The organism is Selenomonas sputigena, from assembly GCF_026015965.1.
GTDB lineage: Bacteria > Bacillota > Negativicutes > Selenomonadales > Selenomonadaceae > Selenomonas.
On the sequence record NZ_CP110383.1, the window covers coordinates 2,141,162 to 2,159,482 of the forward strand.

General features: G+C 56.7%; 14 protein-coding genes, 1 tRNA gene and 1 riboswitch. Of the genes, 2 read left to right on the forward strand and 13 right to left on the reverse strand.

Translation table 11 applies throughout. The features are described 5' to 3' along the window. Window positions 1–65 precede the first annotated feature (65 nt). From OL236_RS10320 to OL236_RS10335, 4 genes are all read right to left on the reverse strand, one after another. Complete coding sequence (locus tag OL236_RS10320; protein ID WP_265070545.1) at window positions 66–809, reverse strand: ABC transporter ATP-binding protein; 744 nt, start codon at window positions 807–809, stop codon at window positions 66–68. A gap of 1 nt (window position 810) precedes the next feature. Continuing rightward, complete coding sequence (locus OL236_RS10325) at window positions 811–1,812, reverse strand: FecCD family ABC transporter permease (protein WP_265070546.1); 1,002 nt, start codon at window positions 1,810–1,812, stop codon at window positions 811–813. Window positions 1,813–1,939: 127 nt separating this feature from the next. Next, window positions 1,940–3,598 carry an RNA-binding domain-containing protein gene (locus tag OL236_RS10330; protein WP_265070547.1) on the reverse strand — a complete coding sequence of 553 codons (1,659 nt, stop codon included), beginning with the start codon at window positions 3,596–3,598 and terminating at the stop codon, window positions 1,940–1,942. 196 nt (window positions 3,599–3,794) lie between these two features. Beyond that, window positions 3,795–3,870, reverse strand: a tRNA-Ala gene (locus OL236_RS10335). Between the two features lie 207 nt (window positions 3,871–4,077). Between OL236_RS10335 and OL236_RS10340 the strand changes: the two genes are divergently transcribed. Next, window positions 4,078–5,010, forward strand: coding sequence for a sugar ABC transporter substrate-binding protein (locus tag OL236_RS10340; protein WP_265070548.1), 933 nt, complete (start codon window positions 4,078–4,080; stop codon window positions 5,008–5,010). A 14-nt stretch (window positions 5,011–5,024) separates the two neighbouring features. Continuing rightward, the gene (locus OL236_RS10345) at window positions 5,025–6,749 is read left to right on the forward strand and encodes a methyl-accepting chemotaxis protein (protein WP_265070549.1); all 1,725 of its coding nucleotides are present in this window, start codon (window positions 5,025–5,027) and stop codon (window positions 6,747–6,749) included. Window positions 6,750–6,911: 162 nt separating this feature from the next. Here OL236_RS10345 and OL236_RS10350 read toward each other — a convergent pair whose 3' ends face one another. From OL236_RS10350 to OL236_RS10390, 9 genes are all read right to left on the reverse strand, one after another. Next, window positions 6,912–7,343 (reverse strand): flavodoxin, encoded by a 432-nt coding sequence (locus tag OL236_RS10350; protein ID WP_009645842.1) that lies wholly within the window; start codon window positions 7,341–7,343, stop codon window positions 6,912–6,914. 59 nt (window positions 7,344–7,402) lie between these two features. After that, the gene (locus tag OL236_RS10355) at window positions 7,403–7,975 is read right to left on the reverse strand and encodes a DUF3793 family protein (protein ID WP_037369876.1); all 573 of its coding nucleotides are present in this window, start codon (window positions 7,973–7,975) and stop codon (window positions 7,403–7,405) included. Window positions 7,976–8,190: 215 nt separating this feature from the next. Next, a complete protein-coding gene (locus OL236_RS10360) occupies window positions 8,191–8,622 on the reverse strand; it encodes a flavodoxin (protein ID WP_265070550.1) in 432 nt (143 codons plus the stop codon). A gap of 231 nt (window positions 8,623–8,853) precedes the next feature. Then, window positions 8,854–9,576 (reverse strand): vWA domain-containing protein, encoded by a 723-nt coding sequence (locus tag OL236_RS10365; RefSeq protein ID WP_037369873.1) that lies wholly within the window; start codon window positions 9,574–9,576, stop codon window positions 8,854–8,856. Window positions 9,577–9,945: 369 nt separating this feature from the next. Then, entirely contained in the window at window positions 9,946–12,339 is a 2,394-nt protein-coding gene (locus tag OL236_RS10370) for a hypothetical protein (protein ID WP_265070551.1), read from the reverse strand. 403 nt (window positions 12,340–12,742) lie between these two features. Beyond that, window positions 12,743–13,741, reverse strand: a complete 999-nt coding sequence (locus OL236_RS10375) for an ABC transporter substrate-binding protein (RefSeq protein WP_265070552.1) — start codon at window positions 13,739–13,741, stop codon at window positions 12,743–12,745. A 3-nt stretch (window positions 13,742–13,744) separates the two neighbouring features. Further along, entirely contained in the window at window positions 13,745–14,761 is a 1,017-nt protein-coding gene (locus tag OL236_RS10380) for a FecCD family ABC transporter permease (protein WP_009645763.1), read from the reverse strand. Window positions 14,762–14,822: 61 nt separating this feature from the next. Beyond that, window positions 14,823–15,854: a FecCD family ABC transporter permease gene (locus OL236_RS10385; protein WP_265070553.1), complete on the reverse strand. Its 1,032-nt coding sequence runs from the start codon at window positions 15,852–15,854 to the stop codon at window positions 14,823–14,825. A gap of 78 nt (window positions 15,855–15,932) precedes the next feature. Further along, the gene (locus tag OL236_RS10390) at window positions 15,933–18,056 is read right to left on the reverse strand and encodes a TonB-dependent receptor (protein ID WP_265070554.1); all 2,124 of its coding nucleotides are present in this window, start codon (window positions 18,054–18,056) and stop codon (window positions 15,933–15,935) included. Between the two features lie 76 nt (window positions 18,057–18,132). Next, a riboswitch (cobalamin riboswitch) is annotated at window positions 18,133–18,316 on the reverse strand. Between the last annotated feature and the right edge of the window lie 5 nt (window positions 18,317–18,321).

Consider the following 18,321-nt stretch of genomic DNA (forward strand, 5'->3'; position numbering starts at 1 on the left):
TTGCCGCAGCGCTTGCCGCGACCATACGACTCATGCAAGGAAACGCTGAATGTATCAGTGATTCTTCAATAATTCAAATAGACGCGCCCGTCCTTCTCAAATCGCACGAAGGGCACACCGAAGATCTCTTCCAAAAGCTCCGTGCGCATGACGGCCTCCGTCTCCCCTTCTTCTCGTATGCGACCGTCCTTCATGACGACGACGCGGTCGGCGTACTGGGCGGCGAGCGACAGGTCGTGCAGCACGAGGACGATCGTGCCGCCGTAGGCGCGCAGCGTATTCATGAGCGCGACCTTGTAGCGGACGTCGAGGTGGTTCGTCGGCTCGTCCATGAGGATGAGTTCGGGCTTCTGCGCGAGAACCTTGGCGATCATGACGCGCTGGATCTCGCCGCCCGACATGCTGCCGATACGGCGCTTCGCCATCGCCTCGATGCCGACCTCGCGCATGGCAGTGCGAGCGATCTCGTAGTCGGCTTTCGTGTAGTCGCGAAACTGCCGCTTGTAGGGGAAGCGCCCCATGACGACGACGTCCTCGACAGCGAAGTCCGCGATGGTTTCGCGCTGCTGCGGCAGCATTGCCGCCTTCAAGGCGTAAGCGTGCGGCGAAATCTCGCTGATGTCTTCGCCGCAGAAGAAAACGTGACCGGGCGCAGCACGATTCTTCCCGAGGAAGGACATCAAGGTGCTTTTTCCCGATCCGTTTGCACCGAGGATCGCCGTGATCTTTTCCGCAGCGAAGTCGATGGACACATCGTCGAGAATCGTTTTTGCGCCGACCGCAAAAGACAAGTTCCTGACCGAGAGCATGTCAATAGCCTCCGTACTTGCGGCTGATGATCCACAAGAACACGGGCGCACCGAGTCCCGCCGTCAAGATGCCGATGGGAAGCTCTTCGGGGCGGAAGGCGCTTCTCGCGAGCACATCGGCCCAGACGAGGACAATTCCGCCGAAAAGAGCCGTGAACCACAGGAGCACGCCGTGCTTCGGCTCGCCGAAGAAGCGCGCCGCATGAGGGATGATGAGCCCGATGAAGCCGATGATGCCCGAGAGCGCCACGACGACTGCCACGACAGCGGACGAAAAGAGCACGATGAGCCGCTGCAGGCGCATGACGGACATGCCGAGATGACGCGCTTCCTCCTTGCCGAGCAGGAGGATGTCAAGCTCATGGCGCAAGAGGTAGATGAAGAGCATGAGCGCCGCAAGCGACGCCGCCATGACAGGCACCGCCTTCCACTGGATGCCCGTGAGGCTGCCCATGAGCCAGAACATGGCGCTTCGCACCTGCGCCTCATCCTTCGCTCCGTAAATCGCGAGCATCGTCAGGGCGGAAAAGAGCGCCGAGATGCCCATTCCCATGAGAACGAGGCGCACGGGACTGCCGCTCCTCCCCGTCAGAAAGATCACGAGCGCCGTCGAAAGCGCCGCGCTGAAAAAGGCGCCGACGTAAATGCCATAGCCAAAAAGCTGCTGCGCCAGTCCCGAGACGATGCAGACGACGGCGCCTGTGCTCGCTCCCGCCGAAACGCCGAGAATATAGGGGTCAGCAAGATAATTCTGCGAGACCGTCTGCATCAAAAGCCCCGTGAGTCCCAAAGCGGCTCCGGCAAGCGCCGCGAAAAGGATGCGCGGCAGGCGGATGTCGAAAAGAATCATCGCATTCTTCGACGACTCTCCCGAAAGAGCCGCAGAGATCTCGGCGAAGAGCGTATCCGTCGGCAGCGTCACCGAGCCGAACCCCAACGCGAGCACAATGCTGCAAATGAGCACGAGAACCAAGAAAGCCGCACGCAGTCTCAATGATTTCATCGGTATCCTTTCGTGTTGCCAAGCATCGAAGACCTACCACTTGGCGGAACGCTCCGCTGTCCTCAACGGCGGAAGCGTATACGTTTCATTTCACTAAACCTAATCATACCTAAGAAGAATAGTATTGTCAATGCGAATGTGTCGACAGCACATACTTGCGCCCGCGCTTCTGCCCGACAGCTCGCAGCCTGCCGTCCTCTGTCAGTCGCTTGAGCAACACATAGGCATAATTGTCACTGACGCGCAGGAGATCGGCAGCTTCTCCTCGTGTAATGCTGCCCTGTGCCTGAACGTACCGCAGGATGAGTTCGGGCTGACGTACTTCTTCGATGCCGGCCTGGCGAACATAGGCAGCGGTTTCATTCGCTGCCGCATACATTTGAGCACTGAGCATGTAACTGCGGTTTTTTCCGCTTCCCTTCGCTTCTATCACTCCATTCTCAACCATACGTTCAAGGTTCGCACGGATGCGATGTTCGCTCAGATGTGTCATTTTCCCGAGATCGGCAAACGTCAGGCGGCGTTCCATCTGCAAGGCCGAAAGAATCAGCAGGGCATGGATTGATGGCAGATTCCCCGTACGCTGCTGCTCATCTTGGATGAGCTTCATGAAAGCCAGATTCGGCTTGGCACGCGCAATAAAAACCCGTACGTTGTTCTCCGTTGTCTCGGAGTAATCGGGCCACGGACGACCGTAGATGATGGAACCCGCAAATATGCGATCAATGCCGCGCCCCGTACGCTCGGCAAGCCCTATGCGTTTCATAGCATCGGCAAGCGCCGGATTCCTGCCGCGCGGCGCAGCGGAAATGAGATTGCGCAAAGATATTCCTTCAATAAAGCCGCCGGGGTTTTCGATGGTCAGACCTTCTTCTGTAATTTGCACGAGCGTCATGCCGAGCTGTGCATAATCACGATGACAAAAAGCATTGACAAGCGCTTCGCGAAAAGAGGCGGGAGAAAATTCGGGAATGGCTGTGCGAAACAGCCCCTGCTCGATATCTCGTTCCGGATTCCACGCCTTGAAATATTCTGCATATTTCTCAAAGACGGCAAGCAACGGCAAGCGTGTCTGCTCATTCAATCGAATGGCAGAACCCTCAAGAACTTGAAATGCAGTCTGTGCCGTAGGGATGAAACGTGCAAGGCTTTCTTCCTTGCCGAGGAGAAGCAGTCCGGCAATGGTCGGCAGCATTCTCCCCTCATGCTCAACGGTCAAACGCAGGGCTTCCAAGAGTTCTTGATCCGACAGCTCTAAAAGCTCCGCCTCTCCATGTCGCTGGGCGATAATATGGCGTAAGTGCAGGATCTGGGCGCTGCTTAAGTCAGCGAAGTCAGCATTCGGTACCATTTGCGCAGAAAAATCGAAAGCGCCTAATTCAGATAACCGTATAGGAATCTCAAATGGATAGAGTGGCACATTTTCCGGAGATCCATCCGCCTTCAAGCGACGGCGCAAAATTTTTCCGCTGCCGGTAGCCACGATGCTGCGGCTTTTTGGCACATCGATGCGCAGGACGGGAATGCCGTCCACCCTGACGATTTCCGTGCGCACGGAAACAGAAGGAACCGTATTGTTTGCCACAAAAGCCATGACGGGAAGCACATCCATATGCGCCCCGTGAAGTCCCGTGATTTCTCCGTCATCTTCTACGCCTAGATATAATATGCCGCCATCCGTATTGGCCAATCCAACGACGGCATCGAGCAGAATGCTGTTCGATAAGCATTTCTTGTCGCTTTTAAACTCGACGGACAGACTCTCTTTCGCAGGAATCTTACACATGGGATCACCTCTTTATGGTTATTATATCAAAAATAACGATACTGTGGTTATTTTTTATCGCAGATAACCACAATATCGTTATTTGCAATGATCGCTTCCTTGACGAGCAAGCTATATCCGCGCTCCCGCAAAACCAAAGCCTCATCTATAACACAAAAAAAGAATCGGCAAACAGCCGATTCCTCACTTGTCGAGATGGTGGAGACGAAGGGGATTGAACCCTCGACCTCTCGGATGCGAACCGAACGCTCTCCCAGCTGAGCTACGTCCCCATGTCGTACTACGCAAGTATACTGCATATCGAAAGAAAATGCAAGAAAAAAATCATATTTTCCCAATATACCCAAGAAGGAAGAATATATTTCCCGATGAAGCAGGAGAATTTCATTAGAAGTCGAAGAAGGTGTAGAGCTGAAGGACTATATTTGAGCGCAGAGATGCGGCAGGAATCGCAGCTCTGCAGGAAAGGACGTGAAACCATGAGTCTGACAAGAAAATGTCTGCTCTTTCTCCTGACCGTCTTGGGGTGTCTCCTCTTGGCGGGCTGCGGCTCTTCCGGTCTCGGGGGATCGGGCAAGGTGATCTACGCGAACCACAACGATGCCGACGCCTTCGCCATGCAGCTCAAGAACACGTTTGCCGAGAAGGCGAAATCGGCAGGGCTTGATGTGGAATTCCTCGACGCCAAGGGCGACAGCAATCTGCAGATCGACCAGCTGAACGAGGCGATCAGCAACAAGGCGGCCGCCATCGTGCTCCTCGCGATGGACGGAACGAGCATCGTGCCTACGGTCGAGAAGGCGCGCGAGGCAGGAATCCCCGTCGTCATCATGAACCGCGACGTGAACGATCCGAAAGTGATCGGCTCGCTCTCCGACGACCGCGAGGCCGGCCGGATGCAGGGCGAGTTCATGGCAAGCCATCTGCCGCCGAACGCCAAGGTCGTCTACCTGATGGGCGAAAGCTCCCTGGGCGTCGCCGTCAAGCGTTGGGAAGGCTTCAAGGAAGCGTGCCTTGACAAGCGTCCCGACGTCAAGCTCCTCGCTTCCGTCGACGGAAGCTGGAGCAAGGCGGAAGGAATGAAGGCCATGACGCTCTGGCTGAACTTCTTCCCCGAGATCAACGGCGTCGTCGCGGCAAACGATGAGATGGCCTTGGGCGCTATCCAGGCCTTGAAAGCGGCAAACCGTCTCAACGGCTGCCTCGTGACGGGCGTCGACGCTACGCCTGCAGGCCTCGCAGCGGTCGAAGCGGGCGAGCTTTCGCAGACGGTCAAGCAGGACGCCGATGGACAGGCGGCGGGCGCGGTCACGCTCGTCCAAGGCTTCCTAAGCGGCAAGGCGCCGACCGAGAGCCTTGACATTCCGTTCACGTCCATCACGCGCGAAAATGTCGCGCAGTTCGTGAAGTAAGGGGGCTGGAAAATATGAGCAATTTTACTTTGGGCAGCGAGATCCTGAAGGATTACAGCGTAAAGACGAAGGTTGCGATCCTTTCCGTCTTCCTCCTCCTTACCGTGGCGCTCGTCGCCGCTGTCGGCATCTATTCGAGCCATTCGGCAAAGCAGGCGCTCGACGAGATGTATCACCACAACTTGATGACGACGCAGTATCTGAACGACGCGAACAATCGACTGCGTAGCATCACCGTCAATGTATCTTACATCGTGCAGCAGAACTTCACGCAGGAGAATCGTCAGATCCTCCTCGATGACATCGCGGGCAACCTCGCTGGCATCCGGCACGATGTGGAAGAAATCCAGAAGATGGAGCAGAGCGATCGCACGAAAGAAGCGCTCTCCGCGCTCGACAAGGATCTCGATGCAGCGGACGCCGCGGTCAAGGCCGTCAGCACACTCGGCACAGCACCCGAGGACAAGGCAGAAGCGTACAATCAGCTCTCCTCCCTGACGGCGATCGGCGCCAACATGCAGGTTCTGACGCCGGACAACGTGTTCCAGGGCAAGCAGCTCTTCGAGGCGAACAACATCCAGTATGCACGCACGCTGAAGATCTTCGCCGCGATCATTCTCATCAGCCTGATTCTCGGCATCGTCATGTCGCGCATCATCGCGGACAACATCTCGGCGCCCTTGAATACGTCGATCGACCACCTCAATGCCGTCGCGACGGGCGACTTGAACCGCGAGATTCCGGCCGCACTGTCGAACCGCGCCGATGAGATCGGCGTCGTCGTCAAGGCTTTGATGAAAATGCAGGGCTTCATGAAGCAGGTGCACGAGGAAGCCGAGAAGACAGACGCCGCCGTCGGCGAACTCGAAGCGATGATCAACGCGATGAACAACGAAACGCAGGACATGTCCGCCGTGACGGAAGAGATGTCTGCGGGCATGGAAGAGACGGCAGCCTCGACGGCGAGCATGCAGCAGGTCAGCGGCCACCTGAGCGAAGAGATCCAGCACACCGTGCAGGAAATGAAGAAGAGCGAGGCGTACACGTGCGAGATCGCCGGGCGCGCGACCGAGCTAAAGGCGAAGATGGAGCAGTCGCAGGAAGCTTCAAACCGCGTCTACGGCTCGACGAAAACCTCCGTGGAAGATGCCATCGAAGCCGCGAAGGTCGTGCAGGAGATCGAGACGCTCACGCAGGCCATCACGGACGTCGCCGAGCAGACGAACCTCCTCGCGCTGAATGCGAGCATCGAGGCCGCACGCGCCGGCGAACAGGGACGCGGCTTCGCCGTCGTCGCCGGCGAAGTCGGCAAGCTCGCCGAGCAGTCACAGGAAACGGCAGAGAAAATCAAGAGTCTCACAGGCCAGGTCATGGGCGCGATGGAGGCCCTATCGAAGGGCGCCTTCGACCTCCTGCACTTCATCGATGAAGACATCCGCAAAGACTATGAACAGATGGACGAGACCGCCGTGCAGTACAAGGAAGACGCAGAATTCTTCCACAGGACGGCCAAGGGCAGCACGAAAAGCTCCGAAGAACTCCTCTCTTCCGTGCGCAACATGAACCAGTCGATGGACGAGATCGGACGCGCGACGCACGAGAGCGCCGACGGCAACACGCGCATCGCCGAGAACATCGTCGGCATGGCGGAACGGTACGCCGACATCCTCGAAAAGGTACAGGGATTCAAGGAAGGCACAGAACGCCTCAAAAATCTCGTGACAGCATTCTCCAAATGACGACAAGTTGGTAAATCTGCGAGGCGGAAGCTTACTCTTTCAAAGCTGCCGCCTCGTTTTTTTCGTTGAAAAAGCGCAAGTAAAAAGACTGCCGTGCACCGAAGCGCGGCAGTCTTTTTGTGCGTGTAGTTTGCGCGAGTTGAAGCTGGTAAGGGAAACTTCTCAGAGCGCCTTGGCGACGGCTTCGCCGAGTTCCTCGCAGGCCTTCACGCCGTCGTCATCGGGCGCATTCTCGACGATCACGCCGTCGGAGACGAGCTTGGCGCCGGCAGCTTTCGTGCGCTCCGCCCAAGCCTCCATCCAAGCGCCAGCGCCCCAACCGTACGAGCCAAAGAGGCCGACAGGAACGCCCGAGAGCTTCTTTTCCGCTTCCGTGAAGAACGGCTCAAACTCGTCCTCTTCCAAGACCTCGTCGCCCATGGCGGGGCAGCCGAAGAGGAAGCCGTTATAGTCGGCCATCTTGTCCGCGCTGAAATCGCTGACCGTGAAGAGCTCCGCCTCTGCGCCGCCCTTTTTCGCGCCCTCAAGGACGGCTTTCGCCATCTCTTCCGTGTTGCCCGTGCCGCTCCAATATACAACCGCTACTTTTCCCATGTCAAAGACCTCCTGATGATTTTTTCTTGCTGCAAAGAACCGCTGACCGTCCCTGCGCGCTAGACCGCTTCCAAAAGCTCCGCCATCGGCGTGCCGCGCCCCAGACGCGCACAAAGACGCTCCGTGCAGTCCGTATATCGCTGGAAGAGAGCGCGCGTCTCCTCCTCGTTCGCGTAAACCTTCCAATAGCCCGCGCAAGCGAAATCGCGCCCCTTGTTCTCGATGAAGCCCTCCACGTCCTCCGCCGGATAGCCGAGGAAGAGACCGACCTCATGTGGGAAACTCTTCTGGAGTTGGATGCGCATGGAAAGATACTCCAAATGCGCTTCGATCGCATCACCTGCACGGTAGCCGAATCGCGCCAGAAGCGCGAGCACCGCCGGCTGCTCCAAGATACGTTCGAGGAGCTTTCTGCGGTAGAATAGCATGAGGACATACTCCTCGCCCTCCGTCAAGCGGACGGGCGTGATGCCTTTGCACTCGAAGCATGTCGCATACGATTCAAGAAGCGCATCGAAATCCTCGAAGCGGCTCTTCTGGAAAGAAACAAGGCTCGCAGGCTTGATCCCCGCGAACGTCGGCGCACAGTGGAAGCAGAGCATACGCTCGAAACCATCCTTACCCAAAATCATCACCTCCAGCAATGTATGTATAGGATAGCATATACGGTAATGATTTTCAATATAAAAATAAAAGTTTTTTGCCCAAGGCGATCAACAAGCATCCCACCCTTTCCGGCGCATACGAAAAGAGCGGCTCTGCACCATCCTTCCACGGTGCAGAACCGCTCCCCGGGCATCCCTATGACCCTATGACGCCGCCTCGCGCCAGAAAGGCACGGAAAGACTCAAAGCGACTTCGCCAGCGCTTCGCCAAGCTCCTCGCATGCCTTGATCCCGTCGTCATCGGGCGCGTTCTCAACGGCAAGGCCGTCGCTTACGAGCTTCGCGCCCGCCGTGCGCACGCGCTCCGCCCACGATTCCATGAAGGCGCCGCCGCCCCAGCCATACGAGCCGAAGAGTCCGACCGGCGCGCCCGAGAGCTTCGACTCCGCTTCCACGAAGAACGGCTCAACATAGTCCTCCTGCAGCTCCTCCGAACCCGTCGCCGGGCAGCCAAAGAGGAATCCGTCATAGCCCGCCAGATCGGCGACCTTGAAATCCTCGAAGCGCTTGAGCTCCGCATCCGCACCGCCCTTCTTCGCGCCCTCAAGGACGGCCTTCGCCATCTCTTCCGTATTGCCACTGCCGCTCCAATATACCACCGCAACTTTTTTCATGAAAAAACCTCCCATGTTCTCTTTGTCAAAGATTTTACAAATAATCATTCTCATATCAATATAGCATTTTTATCTGCTATCGTCAACTTCGCCCAGCCCTTTTAGATTTATATATAGGAGTTTCGATGTCGTTCATATACATATATAGTCAGAAAAAAATAGCGTATCCAACAAGACAAAAGACCCCGAAGCCATCGCGTGATAGCTTCGGGGCTTTTCCCTGCGAGCGTCTCAATCCTGCGTCTCGTCCTTTTCCACATGCTCTTTCCAGCTGCCGCGCTCGGCGCTCGGATCGGCTACAGCTTCCGCCACATAGGCGCTGACGGCGTCGAAGTTCCTGCGCACGCCCGACTTCGTGTTGCGGTAGGTCACAGCGTTCTTCTGGTTGACGCCGATGCTCGCCGCTTCCTTCTCCGCGTCGATGTTCGCGCCGAGGTAGATGAAATCCCAGCCTGCCTTCTCCTGCTTGTCGGAAATCATCTGTTTGACCTTCTCGCGCGTGAACTCCTCGCTGGCGTTCTCCAGACCATCCGTGATGATGACGAAGACGACCTTCGTATCCTCGTTCTCGACGCCCTCCGTGCGTGCGACCTTGAGGATTGTCGAGCCTACGGCGTCCAAAAGCGCTGTCGTGCCGCCGACCTCGTACTCCTTATCCGTCAGCGGCTTGATGCGCCGGATATCTTCGCGGTTATAGATCGTATCGATCTTGTCGTTGAAGAGCACCGTCGTGACATTGACCTTCGCATCGAGCTTCTTCTCCTTCTCGATCATGGAATTGAAGCCGCCGATCGTATCCGACTCCAGCCCCGACATCGAGCCGCTCTTGTCAAGCACCATCACGAGTTCCACGCGCGCGGGCTTCTCCTTGGCCGCCGCTTCGGCGGGTACGGCAGATCCCAAGAATACACAGAGTGCAAGCGCGAGAAAGGAAAGCGTCCACTTTTTCCACATGTTCAAGACCTCCTCTTTTCTTGTAGTCTTCACTGTTTTTATTATAGCGCATTTTTCTTTGCGGCGGTACTGGCAAGTATGACAGGATGATGAAAATTCGAGAAGGCAACCAACCGTACGTCGGGGTCTTCTTCCGCGATGTGTTCGAATGTGATGACGGCCGGTGTAAGGTTATGCGGCGGATTTGTCGACGCAGAGAGGGCGAAAAGATGCACCAAGATGGCGGTACTGCATGTATCAACGCCTCCTTGATTCTTGCGCACACCCAGGACACAAAAAAGGCGTGCCGTACAGAACCATAAGCCTTTGTACAACACGCCCTTTGATACCGTTTTGCAGAGCCGCCCTGCTTTCGATGCAGGGGGACACTCAGAATTTCCAATCCATACGGGCACTTCCCATCCAGCCGCTCCGATGACCCTGCCAGCCGGACAGGTTGACCTCGCAGGTGACACGCCCGCGCTTTGGCGTACTGCGCCAGCCGAGTTCCATGAGAACGCTCGCGCCGGTTGCACTGGAGGCAGGCATATCGTAGCTCTGGAAGTGTGCCGTCGCACCACCCGCCATCTCGTATTCAAGCGCGAGCCCCGCATACAGTGCAGAGGCGGAGCCAAAGCGCGTGTAGCGTGCCCCTGCACGCAGGCGATGCGAGTCCGTCGCGTGGAAGTCGTACGTCTCCCCCGTATTCAACTGCGCGGATACGCCATTCGTATGCGACCAGAAGTAGCGTGCATAGTAGTCGAGCTGCGCCGCACTGCCCACCGGCTGCGTCTTGCCGACACCGAGCTGCACCGCCCAGTACGGCGCGGTATAGCGATAGGTGGTGAGCTGTGAGGCGTGGACTTGCCCGTGATAGTTTGCCTTGGTGCTGCCGCCGTGCAGGACTGCCTCCATCCACACGCCGTTCGTGCGATCCATCCGCGCCAGGACTCCCGCGCCGAGATAGCTGAGATCCCCGCTGCCATGCGTACCGTCGCCCATGTAGCTGTCATATTTCCCCGTTGCATACTCAACGAAAGGGCTGAACAGGAGTTCTCCGCCCTTTCGTGCAAAGATGCGGGAGACACCGACCGCCATGTTGGACGCATGCAGGTCGATGTCCGAGTCGGTCTTCGTGCGCATACTGCTCTTTTGCACGTCGGCCCAGATTCCATACTGCCGCCTGCGCTCGCGGTCATCGTCCGCAGCCCCCATGCTGGCGGAGGCGAGGAGATCTGCACCGCGGTTAATCAACTCATTCGTCGCGGTGCGCGTCTCGATGAGGGAGCGAGTACGCGGGTTGACGGTGCTTGCCCGCAGCGTCGCAACCAGCTCCTCGTTGCCGCGCCGCCAGACATCGAAGGCATAGCTGAGAGAGACGCCTTGCATGGTCTCAGTCGCCCGCTCCATTCCAGTGATATTGAGTGTGCCGCCCGGCGCGACGCGCAGCAGGCTGACGGTGTCACCGGGACGCAGGACGAGCGCGTGCCCCTTCACGCCGACACCGACGGAGACACCCGAGAGGCTCTGCGTCATCGTACGGAGCTGCAAGCGCGTCGGGCTGGCGGGGCTCGCCATCGGGTCGAGGTAGAAGTCCAGATGCTGTACATAGACGAGCTTCTCCGCCTTTGCCGTTCCAACGCCATGGATCGCGAGAAGGTTATTGTTCTCACGGTTGCCGCCGGAGAGGCCGCCAAAGATCACACCGTCCACCTCCGCGCCGTTCTTGAGGTTGACGATGTTCTTCGACCCGCGTGCCCCGTAGCCGCCGTAGACGTTACCCTGCATGATGTGAACGCCGTCGAGCGTGACGACGTTCCCCTCGGCGTTGCCGAGCAGACTGCGTCCGCCGTAGACGTTGCCGCGTACCGAGCCACCCGTGATCGCGACACTGTTGTTGTTCGCGGAGCCGATGCCGGAAAAACCGCCGATTACGGTCCCACGAATGTCGCCCCCAGAGATGGCAACGCGGTTGCCATCGGTCTGCCGACCGCTGCCGCCATAGACGACGCGCAGCGTTCCGCCGGTGATCTCGACAGTATTGCGCAGTGCCTTGCCCCGCAGTGAGACACCACCGACTGCGGTGCGGACGGTACCGCCCGAGACGACGAGATGATTGTCCTCTGCATTTCCTCCGCGTCCGCCGTGCTCCTGCGGAGCAATGCCGCCGCCTGCAATGTTCGCCCAACCGCCGGAGATGTGCACGGTATTGTGCCGCACATTTCCACTCTTGCGCACGCGCCCGCCATAGATCCCCTCCTCGGCACGACCGCCGCTCATCTCCACAGTGTTCCACTCCGCGTCGCCAACGCGCAGGCCGTCCGTCCCCGTGACATTCCCGCCGTAGATCTCATCCGTCACAGTGCCGCCCCGCATGATGACCGTGTTGTGATGTGTTCGGCCGGACAGTGCCACCCCGTTCAGATGTCCGCCGGAGACACGCCCCGTCAGATGTGCGCCGGGCAGGATGACGAGGCGGTTGCCGTAGGTGTCGCCCCCGCCCTCCGTGTATCCTGCCGCGATGTAGCCTTGATTCAGTGCGTGCGGCGGGTGGTGCATACTGTCAACAGTCAGCGTGTTGCCATAGACGTTGCCGTTGTCGCTCTCAGAGCCGATGTATCCCGCTGCACGCGGATTCGTATCCGGCCCTGACCAGTCGCGTGAGGATACGATGTCATGTCCCGTAACATCCGCCGCAGCAGCGTACTGCGGAAACAACGCCGCCCCTGCTGAGACGGCGAGCCCAATCATCAGCGCCAAACCTCGTCCTTCCCTTTTCCCCATGTAAAATTCTCCTTTCTCTGTGAAAAGATCGCTGATAAAATCTATCCCCATTCCACGCGCTTTGCCATATTGTTATAGTTCTTTCATCCTATCGAAGAGGTAAGCCAGACGCACAGATATTGTGCTATATAGAGGATTTGCCGACAATGAAAGGGAAAAAACGATGTGCTAGGATGGTGGCAATGAATTCGTTGTTAAGTCTTTAATCCTATTTCTTGCAGTATAGTAGACTTTTTGTATTTTGTCAACAAACCCCCCTGCGCTAGGCCAAAAGGGGGGATTTTTAAAATAAATTGACGAAAAAAGTTTCATTTTGGAAACCGTTCGGTTAAATTTAGTTAAGATTCAAAAGCAACTGAAAGGGAAACCAATAAATTTGCAATCTTCCGTTTGCGCGTGTAGTTTATTCTATCGCAATCCCTGGGTAAAAGGCTTTTGCCATCATCTTTATGCCATCGATGGTATGGCAGAGCGGGCCGTAGGTATAGCTGAGTGGGATGCTGTAGATACGACGATTTTGCACGCATTTCGTATGCTGCAGGCCTGGATGCTCATAGATCTGCTGCAGGCAGACACCGTACTCGGCGTGGCTGCAGATGACCATCAGTACGTCGGGATCTTCCTTCGCGATGTGCTCAAATGTGATGACGGCAGGTGTCTCAATCGCTTCGGCACCGATCTGTTCCGCCATGTTGCCCGCGAGCTTGCTTTTGTCATACGAAACGAACGTGCTCATAAGCTCGATCAGCATGACGCGCGGCTGGGGATATCCTTGTGCTTTTTCGTTGATTTCATCAATACAGTCGTAGGTTTCTTGCACGATGTGCTCGGCGGCGGATTCTGCGTGGAAAATACGTCCGTAGTCTCGGATGCTTTCCATCTCCTGTGCCACAGTTTCCTTGATGTAGTGTCGCCTCGGCTGTGAACTGCTCAGATTGACAAGCGTTTTTACACCGTGTGCGTTCCAGTAGTCTGTGCTGCCCAAACTGTTCCGCGTAAAGCAGTATTGATTCCCGATGATGAGATCGGGGCGTGCCTGCATGACATATTCCATATGAAGCTGTTGATTCATGGCGCGTGGCAGGGTTTCTAAAATGCGGGCATTCTCCTCCTTCATGGGAAAAGGACCGTCGTTGTTTGCTGCAGCCAGAAGGATCGAGGAAGCCGCGCCAAGCTCGATCAACGTCTCCGTCTCATTGTCGCCAACGACGAGGACGCGCTTGGGCACTTCGGTGAATATCTGCACATTCTTTCCTTGTACGAAGTAATTGTCGATGCGCAAGTTCTCCACGCGCACAGGAACGCCCTCCGTTGGAGCGCTTTCTTCCCCTGCAAAGGAGCAGCCGAGGAAGAAAGCGCAGACTGCGTTCAGGATGACAGCATACCATGATGTTTTCTTCATGAGTCAGACGCGCTTTCTCTTCAATAGAAGATGCAGAAAAATCGGGCTGCCGAGCAGGCTGACGATGATGCCGATCGGCATATCGCCGTTCTCCAACGCCAAACGGCTGAAAACATCTGCCCACGCGAGGAAGCCTGCGCCCAAGGCGACGCATACCGGCAAAAGCCGCTCGTAGCTGCTGCCCACGAGCAATCGCGCGATGTGAGGCACTGCCAGGCCGACGAAGCCGATGATTCCGGCGTTGTAGACGACCATGGCCACCGCCATGGCGCATAGGAAGATATACCGGCTGCGGCTCTTCTCCAAGCGATAGCCAAGCGTGCTCGCTTCGATATCGCCGAGGAGCATCAGATTCAGTATGCGTGTGCGTAACAGGAAAAAGACGATGATCGGCAAGGCAATGCTGGCGAGATAGAGGTTCTTATCCCAGCCGCTGCGCTCCAGACTGCCGAGCAGCCAGTAGGAGATGTTCGCCACCGTGCGCGAATTGGGTGCAAGAGAGATGATGAGGCTGATGGCGGCACTGCAAACGGCATGGATGCCCAGTCCTGCAATCAAGGTCATGAAGGACTTGCCCTCTCCATAGCGGTGTGTGAGCCACAGCACGAGGAAAGTCGAGAGCCCCGCGCCGATAAAGGCGCCCAGCGGTACGGCGGAGAATCCTGCAAGCACTGTGATGTTCGCGCTCATCATCAGGACAGCGCCCAGTGCTGCGCCAGAAGAGATGCCCAAGAAATACGGATCTGCCAGCGGATTGCGAAAGAGCGCTTGCATGACGGCGCCTGTGACGGCGAGCGTACCGCCTGCCAAAAGCGCCAGGACGAAGCGCGGTGCACGCATGTACGCCAAGACATCTGCATGAATGGGGGCGATCTGTGGATTCGTCGGATCGACGAGAAACAGCACAACCTCATGGAAGTCCACATTGACGATGCCGCGCGTCATGGCCGCCAATGGCAGGAGCAGAAGCAGGACGGCGATCGTCGCATACAATATGATGTTTTTGTTTTGTTCTTTCATAGAGGAGGCCATCCTATACGGCAGTCGGTCATAGTCCCCACGCAGTTCAGATTCACTCGTCTTACATGAAGACGTTATATCTCTGCCGGAATACGAGATAGATGAAGAGCGGTGCGCCGACGAGCGCAAACATCACGCCCAAGGGGATTTCCACGCCGGGAATCGGAATGAGCGAGCGTGAAAGGAGATCCAGAAGGACGGCGGTCATGCCGCCGAGCATGACCGCTGCGGGCAGCAGTACGCGATGGTCGGCGCCCAAAAGGCTGCGTACGATATGCGGAAGTACGAGGCCGATGAAGCCGATCATGCCTGCGTTGTAGACGATGAGGCCGACCAAAAGGCCGTTGCAGAGCAAGTACTTCGTCAAGTGATCCTTGGCATTGACGCCCAAGGTGATCGCCGTGTCGCGTCCCAAGAGGAGGATATTCAGTACGCGGCTCTGCGTCATGAAATAAAGGAATATCGCGACGACGACGACGCATAGGATGAGCGATTGAGTCAAGGAGGCGTTTGCCACACTGCCCATGAGCCAGAAGGTTATGGACTCCATGCCCTCCGTGTCGCTGGCCTTGTAGACGAGAAAGCCTGCGAGCGATGAGAAGACGAGTCCCATCGCCAAGCCTCCCAGGAGAAGATTGGACAAATCGCCATTCTCTCGACGGGCAAAACCGATGACGAGGACGGAGACAAAAAGCGCACCGGCAAATGAGCACGCACCGATGCCGATCGCACCGAACAGAGAGCCCAGTCCGAGGAAGAGGCCCGCCGCCGTGCCGAAATATGCGCCTGACGATACGCCCAAGACATAAGGATCGGCCAATGGATTCTGCACGATCGCCTGCATGATGAGCCCGGACAAGGTCAGTCCCATGCCCACGCAAAGTGCGAGGAGCACGCGCGGCAGACGAAGCTCATAGAGGATGCTCGCAGTGAGCGCATCGTCGCCATTTCCTGTGAGCATCTCGAAAATGGCGGACATGGAAATATCCGTAAGTCCGGACGAGACCCCCCACCATACGACGAGCAATTGCAGCGGCAGGCACAGCAGAAGAAGCTGCATCGTCCCCATCGTCTTGAGCTTTTCCAGCATCATGGTCTCATCCCTCCATCAGCCTTCAAAACTGCACAACGAAGACAGGCAAACGCAGAAGTCCGTTTGCCTGTCCTACTATCAGATTTCGAAATTCGCTGCGAACGACACCGAGCGCGGCGCACTCAATTGCAAGCTATCCGCTCCCGCGACGGGAATCCAGTAGTCCTTGCCGGTCACGTTGTAGCACATCAAAGTCAGTGTGACGGGGGTCGTTCCCATCTTCGTTTCATAAGAAGCGCCGAGATCGACCTTCCAGGAAGCGGGCACGCTGAGAGTCTCGTTCTTGATGTCGGCTCTTCCGAGATACGAAACTCGGCCGATCAAAGACCATGCCGGATCGACATGATAGACGGCGCCGATCGTACCGGAGAATTTCGACGTACCGCCGACGGCTTTGCCGTCGTTCGCGCCGTCCTTCGTTTTTGACTGCTTGGCGTCGAGATACATCATGCCGCCGACCAGATCGAGGCGCTTGCTGATCTTCCCTGTGAACACCCATTCAAATCCTGTGTTTTCCTGCTCGCCATCGTTGAGACGATACTTTCCGTCGGGACGCATGACGTCGATCGTATTCGCTTTGCGAATCTTGAAGAGGCTCAGCGTGTTGACGAAATCTCCCTTCTTGATCTTCACGCCGATCTCATCCTGTTTCGTCTTTGCAGGCGGCAAGACTTCGCCCTTATTCTTGTAAGAAGCACCAGAGACGAGCGTCCCGGCGTTGAATGACTCACTGTGGCTGACGTAACCCATGATTTCCGGTGTGAATTTGTAGCTCAAGGCGAAGGTCGGGCACGTCGCGTCGGAATCCTGGCGCTTCTGACCGACTCTCGTATAGCTCGATTTATGCCCGTGCAGACCCAGCGTAAGCTGCAGGCGATCATCCATGAACTTCATCGTATCTACGAGATGATAGCCTGTCATCTGCTGCTTGAACTGCAGCGGCGGCTGATAATCGGGCAGTGGCACGCTTGCCCACGAGTTGTTGCGGTAGAGATTGCCTGTGCCGCTCCAAAGATCGCCGCCGCCCGAGAAACGGTTGACCCAATTCTTGTCGAAGCCGATGATGTATTCGTGCTTGACATCTCCTGTCTGAAAATCGCCGCGCAGGCCTGTGCCGAAATAGATACGCGTATGACCGAGCGGCCAATATTCAGCATTGATCGTGAAATCACCATCGTTCGAGGTCAGTTTAGGCGTGCCTTCATAGTACTTGTCATAATCGAACTTATGGTGTCCGAAATTGATATATGCCGTTACATGATCGTTGAGCTTTTGCTCGTGGTTGAGGATGATCCATGTGTCCTTGTATGTATGATAGAGCCAAGACGGCGTGTAGCTCTTCCTTGCATCGGGCGCCTTGGGCAGTACTGTCAGATTGCCCACACTGAAGCCGTCACCGCCGCCCTCGTACTTGATGCGGCTGTATCCGAGCATCAAATTCGTCGTTGAGCGTTTTCCCTGATGATCGAAGTTCACGAAGATGTTGTTCTGTTTGAGATTCTTGTCCTCCTGCACCGTTTCGCCGCCGATGTGGTTGGCCGCGACGCGCAGTCCGAACGCCTTGTCCGCACCGAAGCGCCGGCCGATATCGACGCCCTGCTCGAACGATTTGCCGCCGTTGTAGGAGAGGTGTACATCCGTATTGTCCTTGGTTTGCGCCCTCTTCGACTGGAAGTTGATCGAGCCGCCGATCGTATCGGAGATGTTCGTCCCGTTGACGCCGAGATTGGGTCCCGCGACTACGGTAGCGTTTTCAATCCAGTAGTAAGGCAGGTTGCCTGAACTCATCGCACCAGGAATGCCATTGATGTACATGGAATAGCCGTTTTGCTGGAAGCCGCGAATCGTCACGGAATGAACGCTCTTGCTCGAAGACGCACGCACGGAAGGGACGAGCGAGAGTGTGTCCATCACGCCGCTCTGCGGTGTGGAAAATGTCTCAATCGCTTTCTGGCTGACGGTTGTGACACTGAAGGGCAGTTCCAAGGAATCCTTCTCTCCTAGAATGCCCGTCGTACTCTTCCTCTCGATCATGCCGCCGCGGAAAGTCTTGCGATCTCCTAGAACTGTGAGATCGGGCAGATGATATTCGCTGTCGGCGTTTTCTTGCGCTGTACGCTGTGAATCTTCCGCCTCGACTGGCGTTTTTGCTGCTTCCTCTGCGAAGGCGTCATGCGCTGCGCCGAAGGAACATCCCATCATCAAGGCTGTCAATAAGAGTCGTTTGCTTGCTTTTTTCACGGTGATCCATGCTCCTCTCCCCATCGCTCGTGGGTCCATCGATGAGCGTCAAACAGGCAGTTCTCCTGGCTCGGCGTCATAACTCCTCTGCCTGCCTTCCCAAAGCTTGCGCCCCAGTGGCAATCGCGGCAAAGTTGCTCGTCCTTACAGTGGCGGGACCGCGTCGGCTTCTACCGACTTCCCTATTAAGCCTCGAGGGCACCTGTTCCACTTATCGTACTACTAG

Bases quoted from the DNA above. Each gene is read 5' to 3' on its own strand.
- OL236_RS10320 (WP_265070545.1), bottom strand. From the start codon at position 809: ATGCTCTCGGTCAGGAACTTGTCTTTTGCGGTCGGCGCAAAAACGATT.
- OL236_RS10325 (WP_265070546.1), bottom strand. From the start codon at position 1,812: ATGAAATCATTGAGACTGCGTGCGGCTTTCTTGGTTCTCGTGCTCATT.
- OL236_RS10330 (WP_265070547.1), bottom strand. From the start codon at position 3,598: ATGTGTAAGATTCCTGCGAAAGAGAGTCTGTCCGTCGAGTTTAAAAGC.
- OL236_RS10340 (WP_265070548.1), top strand. From the start codon at position 4,078: ATGAGTCTGACAAGAAAATGTCTGCTCTTTCTCCTGACCGTCTTGGGG.
- OL236_RS10345 (WP_265070549.1), top strand. From the start codon at position 5,025: ATGAGCAATTTTACTTTGGGCAGCGAGATCCTGAAGGATTACAGCGTA.
- OL236_RS10350 (WP_009645842.1), bottom strand. From the start codon at position 7,343: ATGGGAAAAGTAGCGGTTGTATATTGGAGCGGCACGGGCAACACGGAA.
- OL236_RS10355 (WP_037369876.1), bottom strand. From the start codon at position 7,975: ATGATTTTGGGTAAGGATGGTTTCGAGCGTATGCTCTGCTTCCACTGT.
- OL236_RS10360 (WP_265070550.1), bottom strand. From the start codon at position 8,622: ATGAAAAAAGTTGCGGTGGTATATTGGAGCGGCAGTGGCAATACGGAA.
- OL236_RS10365 (WP_037369873.1), bottom strand. From the start codon at position 9,576: ATGTGGAAAAAGTGGACGCTTTCCTTTCTCGCGCTTGCACTCTGTGTA.
- OL236_RS10370 (WP_265070551.1), bottom strand. From the start codon at position 12,339: ATGGGGAAAAGGGAAGGACGAGGTTTGGCGCTGATGATTGGGCTCGCC.
- OL236_RS10375 (WP_265070552.1), bottom strand. From the start codon at position 13,741: ATGAAGAAAACATCATGGTATGCTGTCATCCTGAACGCAGTCTGCGCT.
- OL236_RS10380 (WP_009645763.1), bottom strand. From the start codon at position 14,761: ATGAAAGAACAAAACAAAAACATCATATTGTATGCGACGATCGCCGTC.
- OL236_RS10385 (WP_265070553.1), bottom strand. From the start codon at position 15,854: ATGATGCTGGAAAAGCTCAAGACGATGGGGACGATGCAGCTTCTTCTG.
- OL236_RS10390 (WP_265070554.1), bottom strand. From the start codon at position 18,056: ATGATGGGATGTTCCTTCGGCGCAGCGCATGACGCCTTCGCAGAGGAA.